This is a genomic window from Pseudomonas artemisiae, from assembly GCF_057128685.1.
In genome coordinates, this window is sequence record NZ_JBSKHS010000003.1 from 150,313 (window position 1) to 169,076 (window position 18,764).

Sequence of the window (18,764 nt, forward strand, 5' to 3'; positions counted from 1 at the left end):
AGCCCCATGCAAGCCAACATCGCGTTCACCCCACAGGTTTCAGTCGGCATCGGTCAGCTCACTAGCGACCAGGTTCAAATGTTACGGGCGTTCATTCAAAAGCGTGTCATGAACCCTGATGACGTCGACGACATCCTGCAATGCACATTCCTTGAGGCGATCCGCAACGAGCATAAGTTCCAAGGAACGAGCAAACCGCAAACCTGGTTGTGTGGCATCGCGCTGAACCTGGTACGCAATCACTTCCGTCGCTTGTACAACCAGCCCTATCAAGAAAGTTGGGAAGATCAGTTGCATGCTGACGTGACACACAGCGGTGACATTGGCCATCAGGTCGATGGCTCGCGCCAACTGGACCGCGCGGTGAAGGCCATAGGCCGACTGCCGATCAATATGCAGCGGGTGCTGGAAGTGAGCCTGGAGATGGACGGAAACTACCAAGACACCGCCTCGATGCTGGGTGTGCCCATTGGTACCGTGCGCTCGCGCTTGTCCAGAGCCCGGGAACAGCTCAAGCGCCACATGGACGCTTCAGCGTGAGCATCGCTTCTGGAGGTAGGAGGGCCGGCCGCCCCCCATTGATTTAGCAACACGCTCGACCGCCGCGTTCGAACGTTCGAATAGCGGGCAAGGTATTACCGCAGGTAGGGGCATCTGGCCCGTTGTCACCTCGGTGTACCCAAGGCTTCAACCCTTCCCGAGCCGATAAGGCCATCAGGCCGTGGCTGCCCCGTTCCAGGGGCAGGGCAAGCTCATTTAAACGCCGGCACTACCTGTTCGATAAACAACGCCAGGGATTTTTTCTTCTCGGTGTGGGGCAAACTGTTGTCGCACCAGAAGCTGAACTCGTCCACACCCAATTCCTGGTAGTGGCGGATGCGTGCGATCACCTCTTTGGGGGTGCCGATCATGGTGTTCTTGCGAATGTTGTCCAACTGGAATTCGGGCCGCTCGGCAAACTTCTCTTCCGGGCTTGGCGCCAGGAAGCCATTGACAGGTGTTTGCTTGTTACCGAACCAGGCATCGAAGGTCCGGTAAAAGCGGGAGATTGCGGTTGCACCGACCTTCCAGCCTTCAGGCTCGCTTTCGCTGTGCACGTGAGTGTGACGCAGCACCATTAATTGTGGGCGCGGTACCTCGGGGTTATTGGCCAAGGCGGCGTCGAATTTGTTTTTCAAATCTACCACTTCTTCATCGCCTTTCATCAGCGGCGTGACCATTACGTTGCAGCCATGTTTGACCGCGAAGTTATGGGAGTCCGGGTCACGGGCTGCGATCCAGATAGGCGGCGTGTTGATAGGTTTAGGCACGCTGGTGGAGGTGGGGAATTTCCAGAGGTCCCCGTCGTGCGCGTAGTCGCCTTCCCATAGCTTGCGCACTACCGGGACCATCTCGCGCAAATGGTTGCCACCGCTGGTGGCGGCTAGCCCACCGGCCATGCGATCGAACTCTACTTGATAAGCCCCCCGCGCCAGGCCTACTTCCATGCGGCCGTTGCTGATCACATCCAGCAAGGCGCATTCACCCGCTACGCGCAAGGGGTGCCAGAAAGGCGCGATGATGGTACCAGCGCCCAGGCGAATGGTGGTGGTGCGGGCGGCCAGGTAGGCCAACAGCGGCATGGGGCTGGGCGAGATGGTGTATTCCATGGCGTGGTGCTCGCCGATCCACACGGTACTAAAACCTCCGGCCTCGGCCATAAGGGTCAGTTCAGTCAGGTCTTCGAACAGTTGCCGATGGCTGACCTGTTCGTCCCAGCGCTCCATGTGTACGAAAAGCGAAAATTTCATCTCGGGCTACCTATGCTTTTTGTTCATGCCGCCAGTGGCGTTATCAGGCGGCACTGTGAGGACATCCGAATTCGGGTCTGCGGTGTGTGACGCTACCTGCCGATACATTGGTATACCATAATATGGTTTATCGCAAGGTGTTTATGCCTTGTGCCGGGAGGTTGGCGCACTATGGAAATAAACAAAACCTGCTGTTGGCCTTTTCCTCTAGTAGTGCGCCTTGCCAGCGGTTCTGGGGGTTCGATCGACTCGCAGAGGCGCCTATAAAGGCATTCGACCGGCCCGTTCATTCAAAACACGCTTGAGATTCTTGGAATACCATAATACGGTGTATTTCATTGGAGGCAGTCTCGAAGGCCTCCAGGTTTGGCTTCATACAATTACAACAACCAGACAAACGCGAGATCACCCATGTCTGAACAGACCCCCTCCACCCTGATCGAAAACCATACGGTGGATCAGGTACCGCTCAGCGCCCGCCACGGCAGCGTTCGCGACCTTTTTACCCTGTGGTTCAGCACCAATATCGCGCCTTTGCCCATCGTCACCGGGGCCATGGTGATTCAAGTGTTCCATCTGAACCTGGCTTGGGGCCTGCTGGCGATCGTGCTGGGCAACCTGCTCGGTGGCGTAGTCATCGCTTTGGCATCGGCCCAGGGGCCACGGCTGGGTATTCCACAAATGGTGCAAAGCCGCGGGCAATTCGGCCGCTACGGCGCGCTGCTGATCGTGTTCTTCACGGCGCTGATCTACGTGGGCTTCTTCATTTCCAACATCGTGCTGGCGGGTAAATCCATTCATAGCCTGGCCCCCGCGGTGCCGCTGCACTGGGGTATCGTCGCAGGCGCCCTGGCGGCCACGGCCATTGGCGTGGTGGGCTATCGGTTTATCCATGCGCTCAACCGCCTGGGTACCTGGGTAATGGGCCTGGCGTTGTTAGCTGGCTTTGCCATGGTGCTCAGCCAGCCCCTGCCAGCGGACTTTCTCAGCCGAGGGGCTTTCAACCTCAGCGGGTTTATCGCCACCTTGTCGCTGGGGGTGATCTGGCAGATCAGCTTCTCGCCTTACACCAGTGACTACTCCCGCTACCTGCCGCCGTCAGTGGGCGTGTGGAAGCCCTTTATCGCGACTTACCTGGGCGCAACCCTGGGCACGATTCTGTCGTTCTCCTTCGGCGCGGTGGTGGTGCTGGCCAGCGCGCCAGGAACCGAAGCCATGCAAGCGGTGGAGCAGGCCACTGGCGCCCTGGGGCCGGTATTGATGGTGTTGTTCCTGCTCAACATCATTAGCCACAACGCGCTCAACCTCTATGGGGCGGTGCTGTCGATCATCACCTCCATCCAGACCTTCGCCGCTGGCTGGACGCCAAGCGTCAAGGTAAAGGTGCTGCTGTCCACGGTGGTATTGGCGGCCTGCTGCTTTACCGCGCTGGGGGCCTCGGCAGACTTTATCAGCCAGTTCATTGGGCTGATTCTGGCGCTGTTGTTGATTCTGGTGCCTTGGGCCTGCATTAACCTGATCGACTTCTACCTGATCAAGTACGGCTTTTATGACGTGCCTTCACTGTTTCGCGCGGACGGCGGGCTCTATGGCCGCTTCGACGGCTACGCGATTGCCGCCTACGCCGTGGGCATCGTCGCCCAATTACCGTTCGCCAACACCGCGCTCTTCGTAGGGCCTTACGCCAACCTGGTGCCCGGCGCGGACCTGTCCTGGGTAGTGGGCGTAGTGGTTACCGCCCCGCTGTATTTCTGGCTGGCCTATGACCAGGCAGCGGTAAAAGCCCGGCGCCAGGCGCGGGCGTTGGCGGTGGCGGGCTAACGCGTAGGCGTGCTGCCGCGACCGCCTCAACACCGTGTTGAATCTGGTCGCGAGCAAGCTCGGCTGCTACGGGACATACAGGCCATACCGTAGCAGCCTGGCCGGCCAAGGCCGGCTACGGGTTCTGCTACCAGGCTTACCCTTTCTTCAAATCCGCCTCGGCCCACTCGCTGTACACGCACGCATCGCTGGCGGCCCAGCGCACACGGATCGTCTCGCCAGGGGTGAGGGCCATGCCGCTGGCGGACAACGCCTTGACGGTCATGGCGGTACCGCCGGGCGTGACGGCCGCGCAGGTTTGGCTTTCCCCCAGGAACAACACTTCGCTGACCGTGGCCGGCACCTCGTTCCAGCCTGCGGGCAAGGGCGTGGCCTGGGCGGCGGCCAAGCTTAAGGCCAAGGCTTTTTCCGGCCGTACCATCAGCAACAATGGCTGCCCGGGCTGGCCTTGGGTCGCGGGGCGTAGGCTCAATGGCTGGCCTTCGAATACCGCGCTGGCATTGCCCATGGCGCTGACCTTAAGAAAGTTGGAACTCCCTAGGAACGACGCCACGAAGGCATTGGGCGGGTTTTGGTACAGCTCCATACCGCTGCCCAGGCCGACCACCTTGCCATGGCTGAAGATCGCGATGCGCTGGGACAGGCGCATGGCTTCCTCCTGGTCGTGGGTCACGTACACAATGGTGATGCCCAGGCGCCGGTGCAGGTGGCGCAGTTCGTCTTGCAAGTCTTCGCGCAGTTTTTTGTCCAAGGCACCCAAAGGCTCGTCCATCAGTAGAATGCGCGGCTCGTACACCAGGGCGCGGGCGATGGCCACCCGTTGCTGTTGGCCGCCTGATAGCTGCCCTGGGCGTCGATGGGCAAAGGCTTCCAGCTGTACCAGCTTGAGCATGGCATCGACACGCTTGTCACGCTCGGCCATGGGTAATTTGCGAATGGTCAAGGGGAAGGCGATGTTGTCGCGTACTGACATATGCGGGAATAGCGAATAACGCTGGAATACCATGCCGATATCGCGCTTGTGCGGCGGCACGTTCACCAGCGAGCGGCCCGCGACTTCGATTTCCCCCGAGCTGGGCGTTTCGAAACCGGCCAGCATCGACAGCGTTGTACTTTTACCCGACCCACTGGAGCCCAGGAACGTTAGAAACTCACCGTCTTCGATCGCTAACGAAAGGTTGGCCACGGCCGTAAAGTTGCCGTAATGCTTGTTCAACTGGCGCAGGCTGACCAGGGTGCTGGGGGCGTTGGGCTTGAGAATGGCGTTCATTGCAGCTCCAGGGCACGGGCGTCATTACGCCGGCGTAGGCCAGTGGCGATTAGCATTACCAGTACCGACAGGGCGATCAGCAGCGTCGAGGCCACGGCGATCACAGGGGTCAGGTCCTGGCGCAGGGTGGTCCACATCTTTACCGGCAAGGTTTGCAGGGTAGGGCTTGCCATCATCACGCTAAGCACCACTTCATCCCAGGACACCAAAAAGGCAAACAAGGCACCGGCCACCAAGCCTGGGCGAATGCCGGGGAAGGTCACCCGTACGATCGCCTGCAACCGCGAGGCCCCGCAAATCACCGCGGCGTCCTCGATAGAGCGGTCGAACAGTTTCAGCGAGTTGATGATCGAGATGATGGTAAAAGGCAACGCCACGATCACATGGCTGACCACGAAGGAAAACAGCGTGCCGGTCAGCCCCAGCTTGAGAAACAGCGCATAGACCGCCACCGCGATGATCACCAGGGGCACGATCATCGGCAGCGTGAACAGCGCGTACAGCAGCTCCCGGCCCATGAACCGCCCGCGTACCAAGGCAAAGGCGGTAGGTACGCCCAAGGCTACGGCGAACACCGTGGTCAGCAGCGCCACCTTCAGGCTCGACCAGGCAGCGGCCATCCATTCGGCGTTGGCGAAAAACTGCCCATACCATTTAAGTGTCCAGCCCGGCGGCGGGAACACCAGCCACTGTGACGAGCCGAACGAGAGCAACACAATAAACACCACCGGCAGCAATAACAGCAGCGCGATGACCCCGGTAGACAGGTACAGGCCCCAGCGCAGGCGCGGGCCCATGGCATTAGCGGTCAGCAGCATGTGCATTACCTCCCATTGGCCGAACCGACCGGGGACTCCGGTTGCAGTTTCAGGTAGACGTAGAACAGCACTAGGGTGATCAGTACCAGCAGGGCGGCTGCCGCGCTGGCCAAGCCCCAGTTGAGGAAGGACTGCACCTGCTGCACGATGAACTCCGGCAGCATCATGTTCTGGGCACCGCCCAACAGGGCGGGGGTCACGTAGTACCCCAGGGACATTACGAACACCATCAGCGCGCCAGAGAACAACCCCGGCCGGCACAGTGGCAAGAACACCCGAATGAACGCGGTACAAGGGGTGGCGCCGCAAATGGCACCGGCTTGAATCACCATGGGATCGATGGCTTGCATGGTGGCCTGTAGGGGCAGCACGATGAAGGGGATCATGATGTAGGTCATGCCGATCACCACGCCGGTCAGGTTGTGCACCATCTCCAGCGGCTGGTCGATCACCCCTAGGGCCATCAGCGCCTTGTTGATCACCCCCGAAGCCTGCAATAGCACCAGCCAGGCGTAGGTGCGTGCCAGCAGGCTGGTCCACATCGACAGCAGCACAATGTTGAGCAGCCAACGGCCCCACCCTTTGGGAACCAGCGTAATCATCCAGGCCAGGGGAAAGCCCAATAGCACACTGAACAGCGTGACCAGGCCTGCCACCGAGAAGGTATTGAGCAGTACCCGGGCGTAGGCTGAGTTGGCGAACAGTTGCTCATAGTTCGCCAGGCCAGGGGTAGGCTCAAGCACCCCACGCAGCAACAGGCCAATGAGCGGCGCGAAGAAAAACAGCCCCAGGAAGGCCAGGGCCGGCAGCAGGTTACCGCTGCCTCGCCAGCGCCGCTCCCCTTGGGCGGCGCCTGAGCGATCAGGCGCTGTGCCCTGCGCTACCGGCGAGGGCGCCGGGGTTGGGCGGTTCACTTGACTAGCCATTCGTTCCACCGTGTCGCGATAGCCGGGCCGTTCTTGGCCCAGTAGGCGTAGTCGAGGGTGATCTGATCCTTCACATAGGCCGTAGGCAGGTTAGGCGCCAGAGTGGAGTCGAGCTGAGCGATGCTGTCGGTGTTCACCGGGGCGTAGGCGGTGAGGTTCGAGAAGTCTGCCTGACCCTTGGCGCTACTGGCGGTGGCCAGGAACTGCATGGCGGCGGTTTTGTGCTTGGCGCCCTTAGGGATCACTAGAAAGTCCGCCATCACCAGGTTCTGCTTCCAGCTCACGCCCACTGGCGCGCCGTCCTGTTGCAGGGCGTGCACGCGGCCATTCCAGAACTGCCCCAGGGCTGCCTCGCCGGAAGCGAGCAGTTGCTGAGACTGGGCGCCGCCGCCCCACCACACGATATTAGGCTTGATGGTATCGAGCTTCTTGAAGGCGCGGTCCAGGTCCAGGGGGTAGAGTTTGTCTGCCGCTACGCCATCGGCCAGCAGTGCCAGCTCAAGCACGCCAGGGCTGGGCCACTTGTATAACGCGCGCTTGCCGGGGTATTTGGCGGTGTCGAACAACGCTGTCCAGTCTTGCGGAGCGTTGTTGCCCAGCTTGCCTTGGTTGTAGCCGAGCACGAAGGAGAAGTAGAACGAGCCCACGCCGCTTTCGGACACGAAGCGAGGGTCCAGGGTATCGCGCTTGATCACTGAGAAGTCCAGCGGCTCGAGCAAGCCTTCGGCAGCCGCGCGCAGCGCAAAGTCGGCCTCTACGTCTACCACGTCCCACTGCACGTTCCCGCTCTCGACCATGGCTTTAAGCTTGCCGTAGTCGGTAGGACCATCCATCACCACGTTCACGCCACTGGCTTTGCTGAATGGGCCTGCCCAGGCATCGCGCTGGGCGTCTTGGGTCGAGCCACCCCAGCTTACGAAGCTTAAGGTGTCGTCCGCGCTGCAGGCCGCGCTGCCCAGGGCCAGCAAACCGGCGACGCACGCCGCAATAGCCTGTTTTTTGAACACCATGTGTACGCCCTCGCTTTTATTGTGTTTATGCGGGCTGTTGCACCCGCGTCTTTCGGGAGCAGTGGTCCAGCGAGCCTGAGCAGGACTGGATCGGCATCAGGCCAGGGATCGAAGGCGGCTGCCTGATCTTCTGGTCTGATGGAATATCATATTATGGTATTCCAAACTTTGCACAAGGGCTTCTTGCTATGCATCTGCGAACGGCAGGTTTTCCACCACTTCAAGGTCGTAACCGGCCAGGCCGTTGTATTTGATAGGGGGGCCAAGGTGGCGAATTTTGCCGACGCCCAGGTCTTGCAGGATTTGCGCGCCAGTGCCGGTTTCTGAATAGGTGCGGGTAGCGCCTGGGGTAAAACGCTTGGGTGCCTGGGTCAGGTGCGGTACCCGTTCAAGGAGTGCCTGGGACGACTCATGGTGAGCCAGGATGACCACGACACCGTGACCGGCTTCGGCGACTTTCTGTAGCGCGGCCCAGAGGGTCCAATTGGCCGGGCCGGTGTATTGAGCCCCCACCAGATCGCGCAAGGGGTCAATGGCATGAACGCGCACCAACGTCGGTTGGCCGCGCAGGGGCTGGCCCATCACCATGGCCATGTGCACGCCACCGGTGATGCGGTCTTCATAGCTGAGCAGGCGGAAAGTGCCATGCACGGTGGGCAGTTCCCGTTCGCCAATGCGCCGTACCGTATGCTCGGTGCTCAGCCGATGGTGGATCAGGTCAGCGATGGTGCCCATGCGGATGCCATGTTTGCGGGCGAAGGTTTCTAGGTCTGGGCGGCGGGCCATGCTACCGTCGTCGTTCATCACTTCCACGATCACCGACGAGGGGCTAAACCCAGCCAGGCGCGCCAGGTCGCACCCGGCTTCGGTATGGCCGGCACGGGTGAGTACGCCGCCATCACGGGCCCGAACCGGGAAAATATGCCCTGGCTGAACGATGTCTTCGGCCGTGGCATCCGGGGCCACCGCCGCGGCCACGGTGCGCGCGCGGTCAGCGGCGGAGATACCCGTGGACACGCCAGTCGCGGCTTCGATGGAGACGGTAAAGGCCGTGCTGAAGCCGCTGCCGTTAATCGGGACCATTTGCTCTAGCCCCAGGCGCTGGCAATGCTCCTCGGTCAAGGTCAGGCAGATCAACCCGCGTGCTTCCCTGGCCATGAAATTGATCGCCGCAGCGTTGCAGCAGTCTGCCGCCAGCAGCAGGTCGCCTTCGTTTTCGCGGTCTTCATCATCGACCATCAGCACCATTTTGCCTTGGCGATAGTCGTCGAGAATGGATTCAATGCTGTCGAAAGCCATGGGCGTTCCCTTATGCTTATGGGTCTGTATCGTGGTATACCATATTACTAAAATCACCGCACAGGAGCAGCTATGAAAGGCTATTGGATCGCTCAGGTAGACATTACCGACCCGGAGCAGTACACGCAGTACACCCGCCGTGCCCCTGAGGCTTTCACCCGCTATGGCGGGCGGTTTCTGGCCAGGGGGGGCCGCTGCGAAGCGGTGGAAAACGGCCCGGCCGCCCAGCGCACCGTGGTGATCGAGTTCGATACCTACGAGCAGGCGCTGGCTTGCTATCGCTCGCCGGAGTACCAGGCAGCCGCGGGGCATCGAGAAGGGGCGAGCGTGGCGAAAATCGTGATCGTGGAGGGGGTGTAAGGGCCCATAACCTTCGTAGCAACCGAGCTTGCTCGGGCCAGGCCGCACCACGGTGTTGGATGGAGCCGCTGGCAAGCCAGGCTGCTACGGGGGTGCTGCAGATGCTTTGTACTAACGCACGAAATGCACCTGGCCGTCTTCGTCGTTGCCCATATACAGCCCATAGACCCCAGCGCTGCGCTCCTGGATATAGCGCTCCAGAATCTGCCGGATGGCGGGGTAGGAAATGTTTTCCCAAGGAATGTCCTCGGGCAGGAACAAGCGTCGGTCCAGGGATTCTTCGCCATAGCTGTGGCTCATGCTCAACAGCTCGGCGCGAAACAGGATGTACACCTCGCTGATGCGCGGCACGCTGAAGATCGAGTAAGGGGCGATGATCCGCGCCGTTACGCCGCTCTCTTCCCACAGCTCGCGCAACGCCGCCTGCTCGGTGGTTTCACCGGCTTCCATAAAACCTGCCGGTAGCGTCCAACTGCCGGGGCGCGGGGCGATGGCGCGCTGGCATAGCAGGTAGCGGCCGTCGTGTTCAACGATGCAGCCGGCAATCACCTTAGGGTTTACGTAATGAATGTAACCGCAACCTTGGCACATCAACCGCGGGTGAGTATCGCCCGGTGGGCAGCGGTGGCTGAGGCCGGCCCCGCCGCACTGTGGGCAGAAGCGGGGCAGGGCCATATCAGTTGGCCACGGCCGGTTGAGGCACGGCGAACGGCTCGATCATGTCGCGCGGCTTGGGTGCGCCTTCCTGCTTCTGCCGCAGGTAGTCCAGCGCCACTCGGGCAGCGGCATGAACATGATCCACCGAGGCTTGGAAGGCCGCCTGCGGGTCCCCACTTTTGATCGCCTCGACCATGCGCTGCATTTCCTGATTGCTGGCCCCGCGGCGGTTTTTCTGGGACACGGAGGTGGCGCGCAGGTAGCTGATGCGGGCCTGCAACTGGCGCAGCTGAGTGGCGGCTACATGGTTGCCCGAGCCCTCCAGCAGCACGTCATAGAAGCCCTGCACCGAGTCCAGCACCTGGGGCAGCTCGGCTTCTTCCAATGCCTGACGGTTCACTTCCAAGGCTTTTTCCAAGGCGCGGATATGCTTGGGCTTGGCGCGCAGGGTGAACAGTTGCACGATCAGCCCTTCGAGGGCCGCGCGCAGCTCGTAGATATTGCAGGCGTCCTCCAGGGTAATGATCGCAACCCTTGGGCCCTTGGCGTCGGCGAATTCCACCAGGCCTTCGGATTCCAGGTGGCGCAGCGCTTCGCGCACCGAGGTGCGGCTTACGCCCAGGCGGTCGCACAGGTCTCGCTCCACCAGGCGATCACCGGGCAGCAGTTGGAAGTTCATGATGGCGCTGCGCAGTTTATCGAGCACGATCTCGCGCAGTGTCACGGGATTACGGTTGACCTTGAAGCTGTCGTCGAGTGGCGTGCGTTTCATGAAAGGCTCTTGTCAGCAAAGCTAAAGCGAAGGTGCGTATCTTTTCATTGGCAGGCCGTAAGCTCAACTGTTCTCGCGCTGGCGGCTGTTCATAGCCTAGCCGTTGCCAAGGCCACCCATGAGCGTATATCGCACGTCCAGATAATCTTCGATGCCATAGCGCGAACCTTCGCGGCCCAGCCCAGAGCTTTTGATGCCGCCAAAAGGCGCCACCTCCGTTGAAATCAGCCCTTCATTGATGCCCACCATGGCGTACTCCAGCCCCTCGCTCAGGCGAAACGCCCGCCCCAGGTCGCGGGTATAGCAGTAGGCGGCAAGGCCTGAATCGGTGTCGTTGGCCATGGCCAGGGCCTGGGCTTCATCGCTGAAGGTAAAGACCGCCGCCAGAGGGCCGAAGGTTTCTTCGCCCGCCACCCGCATGGCGCGGGTAACCCCGGTGATCAAGGTAGGCTGGAAGAACCCCTGGCCTAACGGATGACGCTCGCCGCCACGTACCAGGGTCGCGCCGTGTTCCAGGGCATCAGCAATGTGTTGCTCGACCTTGCTCAGGGCGCCCTGGTTGATCAAGGGCCCCTGGGTCACCCCAGGTTGGGTACCTTCACCCACCACCAATTCCCCCATCCGCTCGGCCAGCCGCGCCACGAAGCGGTCGTGAATACCGCTTTGTATCAAAAAGCGGTTCACACACACGCAGGTTTGCCCGGCATTACGAAACTTGGCGTGCAGCGCGCCTTCTACGGCCGCTTCCAGGTCGGCGTCGTCGAACACGATAAAAGGCGCATTGCCGCCCAGCTCCAGTGATAGCTTTTTAAGGGTGGGCGCACACAGGGCCATCAAGTGCTTGCCCACCGCCGTGGAGCCGGTGAAGGACAACTTGCGCACCACAGCGCTGCCCGTAAGCTCGGCACCGATGGCCACCGCGTCGCCGGTGATCACATTGAGCACGCCCGCCGGTACCCCAGCCTGCTCGGCCAGCGCCGCCAATGCCAGGGCCGTGAAGGGCGTGTCCGGCGCGGGTTTGAGGATGCAGGTGCAGCCTGCGGCCAAGGCAGGGGCGACCTTGCGGGTGACCATGGCCGCAGGGAAGTTCCACGGTGTGATGGCCGCCACCACCCCCACCGGTGCCTTGGTTACCAAGATGCGCGCCCCTGGCTTATGGCTAGGGATGATGTCCCCGTACACCCTGCGCGCTTCCTCGGCGAACCACTCCACAAAGCTTGCGGCATAAAGAATTTCCCCCCGTGCCTCGGTCAGGGGTTTGCCTTGTTCGGCCACTAGCAGCGCGGCCAACGCATCGCAGTGTTCCAGCAGCAGCCCATGCCAACGTTTGAGCACCATGGCACGTTCTGCAGCGGTGCGCCCCCGCCAAGCCGGTAAGGCCGCTTCGGCCGCGCTGATGGCCTCACGGGCCTCGGCGCCGCCAAACTCGGGCACATGGCCCAGCAATGCCCCGGTGGCTGGGTTGTAAACGGCCTGGCGCTGCTGCTCGCTGTGCGCGCTTCGCCACGCTCCGGCGATAAACGCCTGTTCACGAAAAAGGCTGGTCATAAGGCCACCTGAGGTCAGAAAAACGGCCACCGCTGCCTGCTCGATGGCCAACTGTGGGTTAACAGAAGGCGGGCAGGGCGCCCAGCTTGCCGCGGTGATAGATCATCGGCGTAACCGGCTCGCTGGGCAGCATCAGGTTCTGCACGGCGCCTACGATGATTGCGTGGTCACCGCCATCGTATTCACGCCACAGCTCGCACTCGATGATGGCCGTGGCGCCGTCGAGCAGGGGGTTGCCCAGCGCGCTCAAGGTCCACTGCAGGTGCTGGGCTTTATCCTTGCCTTTGCCCGCGAAGGCATAAGCCTCGGCTTGCTGCTCGCCAGAGAGCAAATGAATGGCAAAGCGCTTGCTCTCACGCAGCACGGGGTAGGTATCGGAGGCGTAATTGGGGCAGAACAATACCAGGGCAGGGTCGAGCGACAACGCGCTGAATGCACTGGCAGTCAGGCCTACCAGGGCGCCTTCGCTGTCTAGGGTCGTGACCACGGTCACGCCGGAGGGAAACGACGCCATTACCTCTTTGTACACTTGGGCTTCGATCATGGTCGGGGTTCTCTTAACGCATTACAAAGGGGTCTGGCATCGGTGCCTGAGACAGGTTGATCCATACGGTTTTCAGCTCGGTATAGGCCAGCACCGAATCGATGCCGCTTTCCCGGCCATAGCCGCTGTTCTTGAACCCGCCGATCGGCGCCATGGCGCTGACCGCGCGGTAGGTATTGACCCAGATGATCCCTGAGCGTATGTCCCTGGCCAGGCGGTGGGCACGGCCAAGGTCGCGGGTCCAGATGCCCGCGGCCAAGCCATATTGGGAATCGTTGGCCAGTTCCAAGGCCTCGGCCTCGGTGGAAAAGCGAATCACCGATGCCACGGGGCCAAACACTTCTTCCTGCATGATTTTCATCGAGTGGCGGTCGCATTCGAACAGCGTGGGCTCGTAGTACCAGCCCTGGCTGTCGATTGCCGGACGTTTGCCCCCCATGCGCAACGTGGCGCCCTCGGCTACGGCGTCGGCCACCAGGCCTTCCACCACCGCCAATTGCTGCTCGGTGGCCATGGGGCCCATTTCCGTGGCGTCTTCCCGTGGCGCGCCGATGGCGATGCGTTGGGCGCGCTCGACTAGCCGCTCGACGAAGGTGTCGTAGATCTCATCTTGCACCAGCAGGCGCGAGCCTGCGACGCAGCTCTGGCCGGAGGCGGCATAGATGCCGGCGATCACGCCGTTGATGGCGCTGTCCAGGTCGGCATCGGCAAAGATGATATTCGGCGACTTGCCGCCGAGCTCCAGGGACAGCTTGGCGAAGTTTTCCGCCGTGCCGCGCACTACATGCCGGGCTGTGGCGGCGCCACCGGTGAAGGCGACTTTGCGCACCAGTGGGTGGCGTACCAGCGCCGCGCCGGTGGACGGGCCGTAACCGGTGACCACATTCACCACGCCCGGTGGAATACCTGCTTCAAGGGCCAGCCGGGCCAGTTCCAGCAGGGTGGCCGAGGCGTGCTCGGAGGGCTTGAGCACCACGGTGTTGCCCGCCGCCAGGGCCGGCGCCAGCTTGATGGCGGTCAGGTACAGCGGGCTATTCCAGGGGATGATCCCGGCTACCACGCCCAGCGGTTCGTGCACGGTATAGGCAAACAGGTCAGGCTTGTCCAGGGGCAGGGTGCCACCTTCGAGCTTATCGGCAAGGCCTGCGGTGTAGTGGAAGAACTCAGGCAGGTAACCCACCTGGCCACGGGTTTCGCGGATAAGCTTGCCGTTATCGCGGCTTTCCAGCTGGGCCAGCGCCTCTTTATGGTCGGCGATCAAATCCCCCAGGCGGCGCAGCAGCTTGCCTCGGGCGGTGGCTGTCAGCCCGCGCCAGGCGCTGCCTTCGAAGGCCTGCTGCGCGGCTTGTACGGCGCGGTCCACATCGGCTTCGTCGGCGTCGGGCAACTCTGCCCAGGCCTGGCCGGTGGAAGGGTCCAGGCTCTGGAAGGTACGCCCAGAGCTGGCATCCTCCCACTGGCCGGCGATGCACATCTGAAATCGAACCAGGGTCATGCGACATTCCCCTCGGCCTGCGTGCGCAGGCAATTGACGTTGGCCAGGAAGCGCGTCAACAGCTGGTTGACCAGCCGTGGCGCCTCCACCGGCATCATATGGCGTTGTTCCGGCAGTACCGCCACCTGTGCCCCGGGGATCCGCGCCGCCAGTTGGCGAGCCATCTCCGGCGTGGACCCCGCGTCCAGCTCGCCGGTAGCCACCAGGGTGGGCACGGTGAGGGAGGGCAGGTCATCGGCGCGATACATATCCTGGGTGGCGAACAGGCTATAGGTGGTGAGGTAACCCTGGGGGTCGTTGCTGGCCAAGGTCCGGCGGAGGGTGTCCACCTGTGCATGGCTGGCGGCCAGGTATTCCTGGCTGAACCACCGGGCGAGGGCCGCTTCGGCGTTGGCGTTGGGGCCGAACCGCGCCGCCTGGCGGGTACGCTCCACCACGCCTGCGCGCTGTTCGGGGGTGCGGGCAAATACGCTGTTGAGCACCACCAGCGACACCAGCCGGGCGGGGTAATGCAAGGCGAAGGCGCGCGCCACCAGCCCACCCATGGAAAACCCCACCACGTGGGCCCGGTCAACCTCCAGATGAGCCAGCAACTCCGCCAACTGGTCGGCATAGCCTTCCAGGCCAGTATCGGCGTGGGGCATGGCGCTTTCGCCATGGCCCAGCATGTCGTACGTGATCACTTGGTAGCTACCGGCCAGGCCGACCACCTGGCCGGCCCACATGTCCTTGGTCAGGCCTACCCCGTGAATCAGCACCACGGGCTCGCCCTCCCCGGTCACCTGGAACGCGGTGCCCGCGGCTGTCCACTCAGTGGCCTGGGCGTTCATCACTGCTGCGCCTTTTCCGCGGCCAGCTCTTCGTGGTCCATGTAACGATTGCCGATCCTGGGGTGCAGCCGACCGCCATCGGCCGCGCCCAGCACCACTACGATCTCGTCGGCGCGGGGTGCGTCTTCGATTTTCATTTCCAGGGTGATGTAGTGCGAGCGCAAGCCTTCGTCATCCTTGTGCATCATAGGGACCTGAATCGACGTGCCAGGGGCGCCGCGCTTGTTGGTGAAGCTTAGGTAGCTCTTGGCTTGTACCGCCTCGCGGTAGTGATTGCCAAAGCGCAGGGTGTGGATCACCGCCGAGGCATGCTCGATCTCGCCGTCAGCACCTACCACCGCCGCTTTGCCGTAAGCCTCGATGCGCCCGGCACCGCCAATGGCTGCCGTGAGCTGCTCGACCATCAAGGCGCCCAACTCAGAGCAATTGGCTTTGATCTGCGGCTTGAGGTCTTCCACGAAGGCCCCCACCCAAGGGTTTTTGATCACCACGGCCAGCCCGACCATGGTCACCGGCTTGTCTGCAGCTTTGCCGCCTTCGATAAAGGTTTGCTCGGTGTACGTGACGATCTTGCGGATTTCAAAGCCCACAGTGATTCCCCTTGTGCTAACGAACTCAACGGTTCAAATGGTTCTTCGTATTACGGTATACCAGATACTATCCGAAAGCGACGGTTGTGCAAGCAGTTTGTGCCCTGCCGCGCCTTAAGGCCTCCAACCATGGCCTTGTACGCTCGGTTGCACTAAGCTGCGGCTTATTGATCCCTGCCTGTTACCTGCCCATGACCCAGCCTGCGAACAATCCGCTTCACGGCATTACCCTCGAACAATTGCTGACCGAACTGGTGGCCCACCACGGTTGGCCGGAGCTTGCCAAGCGGGTGGATATCCGCTGCTTCAAGAACGACCCGAGCATCAAGTCCAGCCTGACGTTCCTGCGCAAAACTCCCTGGGCGCGGGAAAAGGTGGAGGCGTTGTTTATCGAGTTGCAAGCGCGGCAGGGGTGAGTGGCAGCCTTTAGGCCGCGCCAAGGGCAGATAAGCGATAGTGCCTAGGACAGGCTCAACGTTATAGCTCCATATTAACGAACCGATTGGCATGCGTGCCGACAGCGGCTAGCAGTGCTCGGCCGCGGGTGAACTCGTGGTACCGATGAGTGGATATTTTCAAGAGCTGACCAAACCCCGGCCAACGCGGAGCCCCTTATGAAAAAGGTAACAGCAGGTGTTCTTGAGATGGCCTACCTGGAAGTAGGCCCCAGCGAGGGTACGCCGGTGGTGCTGCTGCATGGTTTTCCCTATGACGTACAGGCCTACGAGGCTGTAGCCAAGCCACTGGCGGCCGAGGGGTTGCGCTGCGTGATTCCTTGGCTGCGTGGGTATGGCCCTACACGCTTTTTAAGCACCGATACGCCCAGGTCGGGGGAGCAGGCCGCCTTGGGCGCAGACTTGCTGGCCCTGCTCGATGCCCTGGAGATCGAGCAGGCCGTGCTTGGCGGTTACGACTGGGGTGGCCGGGCCGCCTGCGTGGTGGCCGCGCTATGGCCAGAGCGGGTGCGCGGCTTGGTGAGTGCTGGCACTGGGTATAACCTGCAAAACATCGCCCAGGCGAACACGCCTGCCCTGCCGGACGTAGAGCATCAGCTGTGGTACCAGTATTACCTGCACGGCGAGCGCGGCCGAGCGGGGCTGGAGGCCAACCGCGACGCCTTCTGCCGTTTGCTATGGCGCTTGTGGTCGCCGCAATGGTCCTTCGGTGAACGCACCTTCGCCCACACCGCCCAGTCCTTCGCCAATCCAGATTTCGTCGAGGTGGTGGTGCACTCCTACCGCCACCGCTTCGGCCTGGTACCGGGAGACCCCGCCTATCAAGCCATCGAAGCCCAACTGGCCCAGCAACCGGTTATCAGCGTGCCCACCTATGTGCTTGAAGGTGGCAACGACGGCGTGGCCCCCGCACCCTTTGAAGACCACAGCGCCAAACACTTTACCGGGCCGTACCAGCGCGAAGTGCTAGCCGGGATAGGGCATAACGTGCCGCAGGAAGCGCCAGGTGCTTTTATTGAGGCGGTGTTGGCGCTAGTGCAGCCCACTGAGGGCTGACCCTAGCGCCCAACTACCCCACACTGATACCCCCGCGCTTTTTCCCGATCAACCTGCGCCTGAGCCTTGGCCTGGCACACGTGCGAATGCTGCTTGGCATTCCACAGCACGGCGCGGGTTTGGTCGACCTGGTAAAGGGTTTTGCACACCGAATTGGTGCCCGGCTCCCCGGGTTCGACCCAGATGGCGCGGGTGTCGGCGCCTTTGGTGCACGCATAGCGGGTGCCGGTTGTAGCGGTGGCCTGCGCTGTTTGTGCCTGGGGTAGCGCGGCGGTTTCAGGTACAGCCGGGGGCATGGCTTGGGTAAGCGCCACGGCAGGGTAGAACACCCCTTGAGTGGGCGGGCTCGTCCATTGCCAGGCCAGAGCCCACCCCGCGTTCAAGGGCAAGGCGCCGACAGGTTTGGGCAGGTTGGGCGGGTCGGCCTCCAGCTTGGCGGCTTTAGCGAAAGGCTGTTGGCATTGCAGGGTTGCAGATAGGCAGTACACCTGAGCGCCGTCTTGTATCAACACCGCCGCGCCTGTGTCGAAAAACAGGCCGCGCAGGGCGTTGTCGTCGCCACCCGCGGCGGCTACCGCAACGCCACCCAAGGCCGCGGCCAGGCTGGTGCGCTGGCTCAGCTGAGGGGTAACGCCAAGGCCGTTGGCATCGTTTTGCGCGGCCCAGATACCGGTACCGGCCAGCCAGCCCACCGCCACCGCTTGCTCCGGGGTAGCCCCAGGCTGCCGATAGGCCCACCACGCGGCATAAGCGGCGCCACCGGGTGCACCGCCATACACACTCTCGGCCAATTGCGCGGTGGCATTGCCCAAGCTAAAGGCTTGGGCCACGCGGTCGGCGCCGTTGCCGGGCGCCCCAGATGGGTTGCGGGGCACAAGCCCCAAGGGCGCCAGCAGTTGGTCCAGCCGGCCATTGGCGGCGTCCACGGCTGTGCCTGAGCCTTGGGCCGCGATAAAGCCGTCGATCACCGGCTGGGCAGTGCCAGGCCGCGCGGCGTTCTGGCTGGCTTTGACGGCGGCCGGTTGCGCCCGCAGCACCGCCGCGCGGATTTCCCCCAGCGCTTGTTCAGCGATGGGCGCCCAGCCGGGTTGCACCATGCCATTGGCCTGGGCGGCCAGGGGGCAAAGGGCGGCAGTGAAGAGCAGTGCAAATGAACAGCGTAGGGTCATGGCGAAGCCCAGGTTGGCAGCAAAGGGGAGTCGTCGACCGCAGCCTGAAGACATAAAGTGGCAGCCAGCATAACGCGCCGGGCGTTATGGGCAAAGGCTAGGTATTGGAGGCGCTCAAGCACGGGGCCTGTAAAGCGCCGTCGCGCCGATGGTTGAAAATTACGCATTCTTTATGCCGGCCCACCTGGCCCGCTCTAGAGACTTTACGCCCAGCGCGCAGACACTTCAGGCCAAGCGGCGCTCACCGCAACCTGGAGATTGCAATGACTGTTCTGGACTGGATTTCGCTGTTCCTTGCCATGGGCCTGTTCGCCTACCTGCTGGTTGCGCTATTGCGCGCGGATCGGGGGTAGG

20 protein-coding genes are annotated in these 18,764 nt (G+C 62.2%); 6 read left to right on the forward strand and 14 right to left on the reverse strand.

Translation table 11 applies throughout. From position 1 onward, the window contains the following. Window positions 1-6: 6 nt before the first annotated feature. Complete coding sequence (locus ACWKV4_RS05180) at window positions 7-540, forward strand: RNA polymerase sigma factor (protein WP_483830756.1); 534 nt, start codon at window positions 7-9, stop codon at window positions 538-540. Between the two features lie 212 nt (window positions 541-752). Here the strand turns inward: ACWKV4_RS05180 and ACWKV4_RS05185 are convergent, their stop codons facing one another. Beyond that, window positions 753-1,790, reverse strand: coding sequence for an LLM class flavin-dependent oxidoreductase (locus ACWKV4_RS05185; RefSeq protein WP_483830755.1), 1,038 nt, complete (start codon window positions 1,788-1,790; stop codon window positions 753-755). A gap of 411 nt (window positions 1,791-2,201) precedes the next feature. On the opposite strand from ACWKV4_RS05185, the gene ACWKV4_RS05190 reads away from it, so the two are divergent. Continuing rightward, window positions 2,202-3,611: a purine-cytosine permease family protein gene (locus tag ACWKV4_RS05190; protein WP_483830754.1), complete on the forward strand. Its 1,410-nt coding sequence runs from the start codon at window positions 2,202-2,204 to the stop codon at window positions 3,609-3,611. Window positions 3,612-3,747: 136 nt separating this feature from the next. Here the strand turns inward: ACWKV4_RS05190 and ACWKV4_RS05195 are convergent, their stop codons facing one another. The 5 genes from ACWKV4_RS05195 to ribBA all read right to left on the reverse strand — a co-directional run bounded on the left by ACWKV4_RS05195 (window position 3,748) and on the right by ribBA (window position 8,934). Further along, window positions 3,748-4,881 (reverse strand): ABC transporter ATP-binding protein, encoded by a 1,134-nt coding sequence (locus ACWKV4_RS05195; protein WP_483830753.1) that lies wholly within the window; start codon window positions 4,879-4,881, stop codon window positions 3,748-3,750. Then, entirely contained in the window at window positions 4,878-5,699 is an 822-nt protein-coding gene (locus tag ACWKV4_RS05200) for an ABC transporter permease (RefSeq protein WP_483830752.1), read from the reverse strand. The genes ACWKV4_RS05195 and ACWKV4_RS05200 overlap by 4 nt, the downstream gene beginning before the upstream one ends. A 5-nt stretch (window positions 5,700-5,704) precedes the next feature. Then, window positions 5,705-6,625: an ABC transporter permease gene (locus ACWKV4_RS05205; RefSeq protein ID WP_483830751.1), complete on the reverse strand. Its 921-nt coding sequence runs from the start codon at window positions 6,623-6,625 to the stop codon at window positions 5,705-5,707. After that, window positions 6,610-7,635 (reverse strand): ABC transporter substrate-binding protein, encoded by a 1,026-nt coding sequence (locus ACWKV4_RS05210; protein WP_483830750.1) that lies wholly within the window; start codon window positions 7,633-7,635, stop codon window positions 6,610-6,612. The genes ACWKV4_RS05205 and ACWKV4_RS05210 overlap by 16 nt, the downstream gene beginning before the upstream one ends. Window positions 7,636-7,821: 186 nt before the next feature. Next, window positions 7,822-8,934, reverse strand: coding sequence for a bifunctional 3,4-dihydroxy-2-butanone-4-phosphate synthase/GTP cyclohydrolase II (gene ribBA, locus ACWKV4_RS05215; RefSeq protein WP_483830749.1), 1,113 nt, complete (start codon window positions 8,932-8,934; stop codon window positions 7,822-7,824). A 72-nt stretch (window positions 8,935-9,006) separates the two neighbouring features. Between ribBA and ACWKV4_RS05220 the strand changes: the two genes are divergently transcribed. Next, window positions 9,007-9,294, forward strand: a complete 288-nt coding sequence (locus ACWKV4_RS05220) for a DUF1330 domain-containing protein (protein WP_483830748.1) — start codon at window positions 9,007-9,009, stop codon at window positions 9,292-9,294. Window positions 9,295-9,405: 111 nt separating this feature from the next. Here ACWKV4_RS05220 and ACWKV4_RS05225 read toward each other — a convergent pair whose 3' ends face one another. From ACWKV4_RS05225 to ACWKV4_RS05255, 7 genes are all read right to left on the reverse strand, one after another. Continuing rightward, window positions 9,406-9,969, reverse strand: coding sequence for an NUDIX hydrolase (locus tag ACWKV4_RS05225; protein WP_483830747.1), 564 nt, complete (start codon window positions 9,967-9,969; stop codon window positions 9,406-9,408). Between the two features lies 1 nt (window position 9,970). After that, a complete protein-coding gene (locus ACWKV4_RS05230; protein WP_483830746.1) occupies window positions 9,971-10,723 on the reverse strand; it encodes a GntR family transcriptional regulator in 753 nt (250 codons plus the stop codon). A 96-nt stretch (window positions 10,724-10,819) separates the two neighbouring features. Then, window positions 10,820-12,271, reverse strand: a complete 1,452-nt coding sequence (locus ACWKV4_RS05235; RefSeq protein ID WP_483830745.1) for an NAD-dependent succinate-semialdehyde dehydrogenase — start codon at window positions 12,269-12,271, stop codon at window positions 10,820-10,822. Between the two features lie 58 nt (window positions 12,272-12,329). Continuing rightward, window positions 12,330-12,815: a flavin reductase family protein gene (locus ACWKV4_RS05240; RefSeq protein WP_483830744.1), complete on the reverse strand. Its 486-nt coding sequence runs from the start codon at window positions 12,813-12,815 to the stop codon at window positions 12,330-12,332. 13 nt (window positions 12,816-12,828) lie between these two features. Further along, window positions 12,829-14,310 carry an aldehyde dehydrogenase gene (locus ACWKV4_RS05245; protein WP_483830743.1) on the reverse strand — a complete coding sequence of 494 codons (1,482 nt, stop codon included), beginning with the start codon at window positions 14,308-14,310 and terminating at the stop codon, window positions 12,829-12,831. Continuing rightward, window positions 14,307-15,140 (reverse strand): alpha/beta fold hydrolase, encoded by an 834-nt coding sequence (locus ACWKV4_RS05250; RefSeq protein WP_483830742.1) that lies wholly within the window; start codon window positions 15,138-15,140, stop codon window positions 14,307-14,309. The genes ACWKV4_RS05245 and ACWKV4_RS05250 overlap by 4 nt, the downstream gene beginning before the upstream one ends. Next, complete coding sequence (locus ACWKV4_RS05255; RefSeq protein ID WP_483830741.1) at window positions 15,140-15,730, reverse strand: amino acid synthesis family protein; 591 nt, start codon at window positions 15,728-15,730, stop codon at window positions 15,140-15,142. Before ACWKV4_RS05255 ends, ACWKV4_RS05250 begins: the two co-directional genes overlap by 1 nt. Before the next feature lie 191 nt (window positions 15,731-15,921). On the opposite strand from ACWKV4_RS05255, the gene ACWKV4_RS05260 reads away from it, so the two are divergent. Both ACWKV4_RS05260 and ACWKV4_RS05265 read left to right on the forward strand, forming a co-directional pair. Further along, window positions 15,922-16,146, forward strand: coding sequence for a VF530 family protein (locus tag ACWKV4_RS05260; RefSeq protein WP_483830740.1), 225 nt, complete (start codon window positions 15,922-15,924; stop codon window positions 16,144-16,146). Between the two features lie 198 nt (window positions 16,147-16,344). Then, on the forward strand, window positions 16,345-17,241 hold the full coding sequence (locus ACWKV4_RS05265) for an alpha/beta fold hydrolase (RefSeq protein WP_483830739.1): 897 nt from the start codon (window positions 16,345-16,347) through the stop codon (window positions 17,239-17,241). Window positions 17,242-17,243: 2 nt separating this feature from the next. On the opposite strand, the gene ACWKV4_RS05270 is transcribed toward ACWKV4_RS05265, so the two are convergent. Next, window positions 17,244-18,410, reverse strand: coding sequence for a hypothetical protein (locus ACWKV4_RS05270; protein WP_483830738.1), 1,167 nt, complete (start codon window positions 18,408-18,410; stop codon window positions 17,244-17,246). Window positions 18,411-18,673: 263 nt separating this feature from the next. Between ACWKV4_RS05270 and ACWKV4_RS05275 the strand changes: the two genes are divergently transcribed. Next, window positions 18,674-18,763, forward strand: coding sequence for a K(+)-transporting ATPase subunit F (locus ACWKV4_RS05275; protein WP_483830737.1), 90 nt, complete (start codon window positions 18,674-18,676; stop codon window positions 18,761-18,763). Window position 18,764: the final 1 nt, after the last annotated feature.

What these genes read in the sequence shown, in the direction of transcription:
- ACWKV4_RS05230 (WP_483830746.1), bottom strand. Translation starts at nt 10,723, where the DNA reads ATGAAACGCACGCCACTCGACGACAGCTTCAAGGTCAACCGTAATCCC.
- ACWKV4_RS05275 (WP_483830737.1), top strand. Translation starts at nt 18,674, where the DNA reads ATGACTGTTCTGGACTGGATTTCGCTGTTCCTTGCCATGGGCCTGTTC.
- ribBA (WP_483830749.1), bottom strand. Translation starts at nt 8,934, where the DNA reads ATGGCTTTCGACAGCATTGAATCCATTCTCGACGACTATCGCCAAGGC.
- ACWKV4_RS05245 (WP_483830743.1), bottom strand. Translation starts at nt 14,310, where the DNA reads ATGACCCTGGTTCGATTTCAGATGTGCATCGCCGGCCAGTGGGAGGAT.
- ACWKV4_RS05220 (WP_483830748.1), top strand. Translation starts at nt 9,007, where the DNA reads ATGAAAGGCTATTGGATCGCTCAGGTAGACATTACCGACCCGGAGCAG.
- ACWKV4_RS05225 (WP_483830747.1), bottom strand. Translation starts at nt 9,969, where the DNA reads ATGGCCCTGCCCCGCTTCTGCCCACAGTGCGGCGGGGCCGGCCTCAGC.
- ACWKV4_RS05190 (WP_483830754.1), top strand. Translation starts at nt 2,202, where the DNA reads ATGTCTGAACAGACCCCCTCCACCCTGATCGAAAACCATACGGTGGAT.
- ACWKV4_RS05260 (WP_483830740.1), top strand. Translation starts at nt 15,922, where the DNA reads ATGACCCAGCCTGCGAACAATCCGCTTCACGGCATTACCCTCGAACAA.
- ACWKV4_RS05265 (WP_483830739.1), top strand. Translation starts at nt 16,345, where the DNA reads ATGAAAAAGGTAACAGCAGGTGTTCTTGAGATGGCCTACCTGGAAGTA.
- ACWKV4_RS05180 (WP_483830756.1), top strand. Translation starts at nt 7, where the DNA reads ATGCAAGCCAACATCGCGTTCACCCCACAGGTTTCAGTCGGCATCGGT.
- ACWKV4_RS05270 (WP_483830738.1), bottom strand. Translation starts at nt 18,410, where the DNA reads ATGACCCTACGCTGTTCATTTGCACTGCTCTTCACTGCCGCCCTTTGC.
- ACWKV4_RS05200 (WP_483830752.1), bottom strand. Translation starts at nt 5,699, where the DNA reads ATGCTGCTGACCGCTAATGCCATGGGCCCGCGCCTGCGCTGGGGCCTG.
- ACWKV4_RS05195 (WP_483830753.1), bottom strand. Translation starts at nt 4,881, where the DNA reads ATGAACGCCATTCTCAAGCCCAACGCCCCCAGCACCCTGGTCAGCCTG.
- ACWKV4_RS05210 (WP_483830750.1), bottom strand. Translation starts at nt 7,635, where the DNA reads ATGGTGTTCAAAAAACAGGCTATTGCGGCGTGCGTCGCCGGTTTGCTG.
- ACWKV4_RS05250 (WP_483830742.1), bottom strand. Translation starts at nt 15,140, where the DNA reads ATGAACGCCCAGGCCACTGAGTGGACAGCCGCGGGCACCGCGTTCCAG.
- ACWKV4_RS05205 (WP_483830751.1), bottom strand. Translation starts at nt 6,625, where the DNA reads ATGGCTAGTCAAGTGAACCGCCCAACCCCGGCGCCCTCGCCGGTAGCG.
- ACWKV4_RS05240 (WP_483830744.1), bottom strand. Translation starts at nt 12,815, where the DNA reads ATGATCGAAGCCCAAGTGTACAAAGAGGTAATGGCGTCGTTTCCCTCC.
- ACWKV4_RS05235 (WP_483830745.1), bottom strand. Translation starts at nt 12,271, where the DNA reads ATGACCAGCCTTTTTCGTGAACAGGCGTTTATCGCCGGAGCGTGGCGA.
- ACWKV4_RS05185 (WP_483830755.1), bottom strand. Translation starts at nt 1,790, where the DNA reads ATGAAATTTTCGCTTTTCGTACACATGGAGCGCTGGGACGAACAGGTC.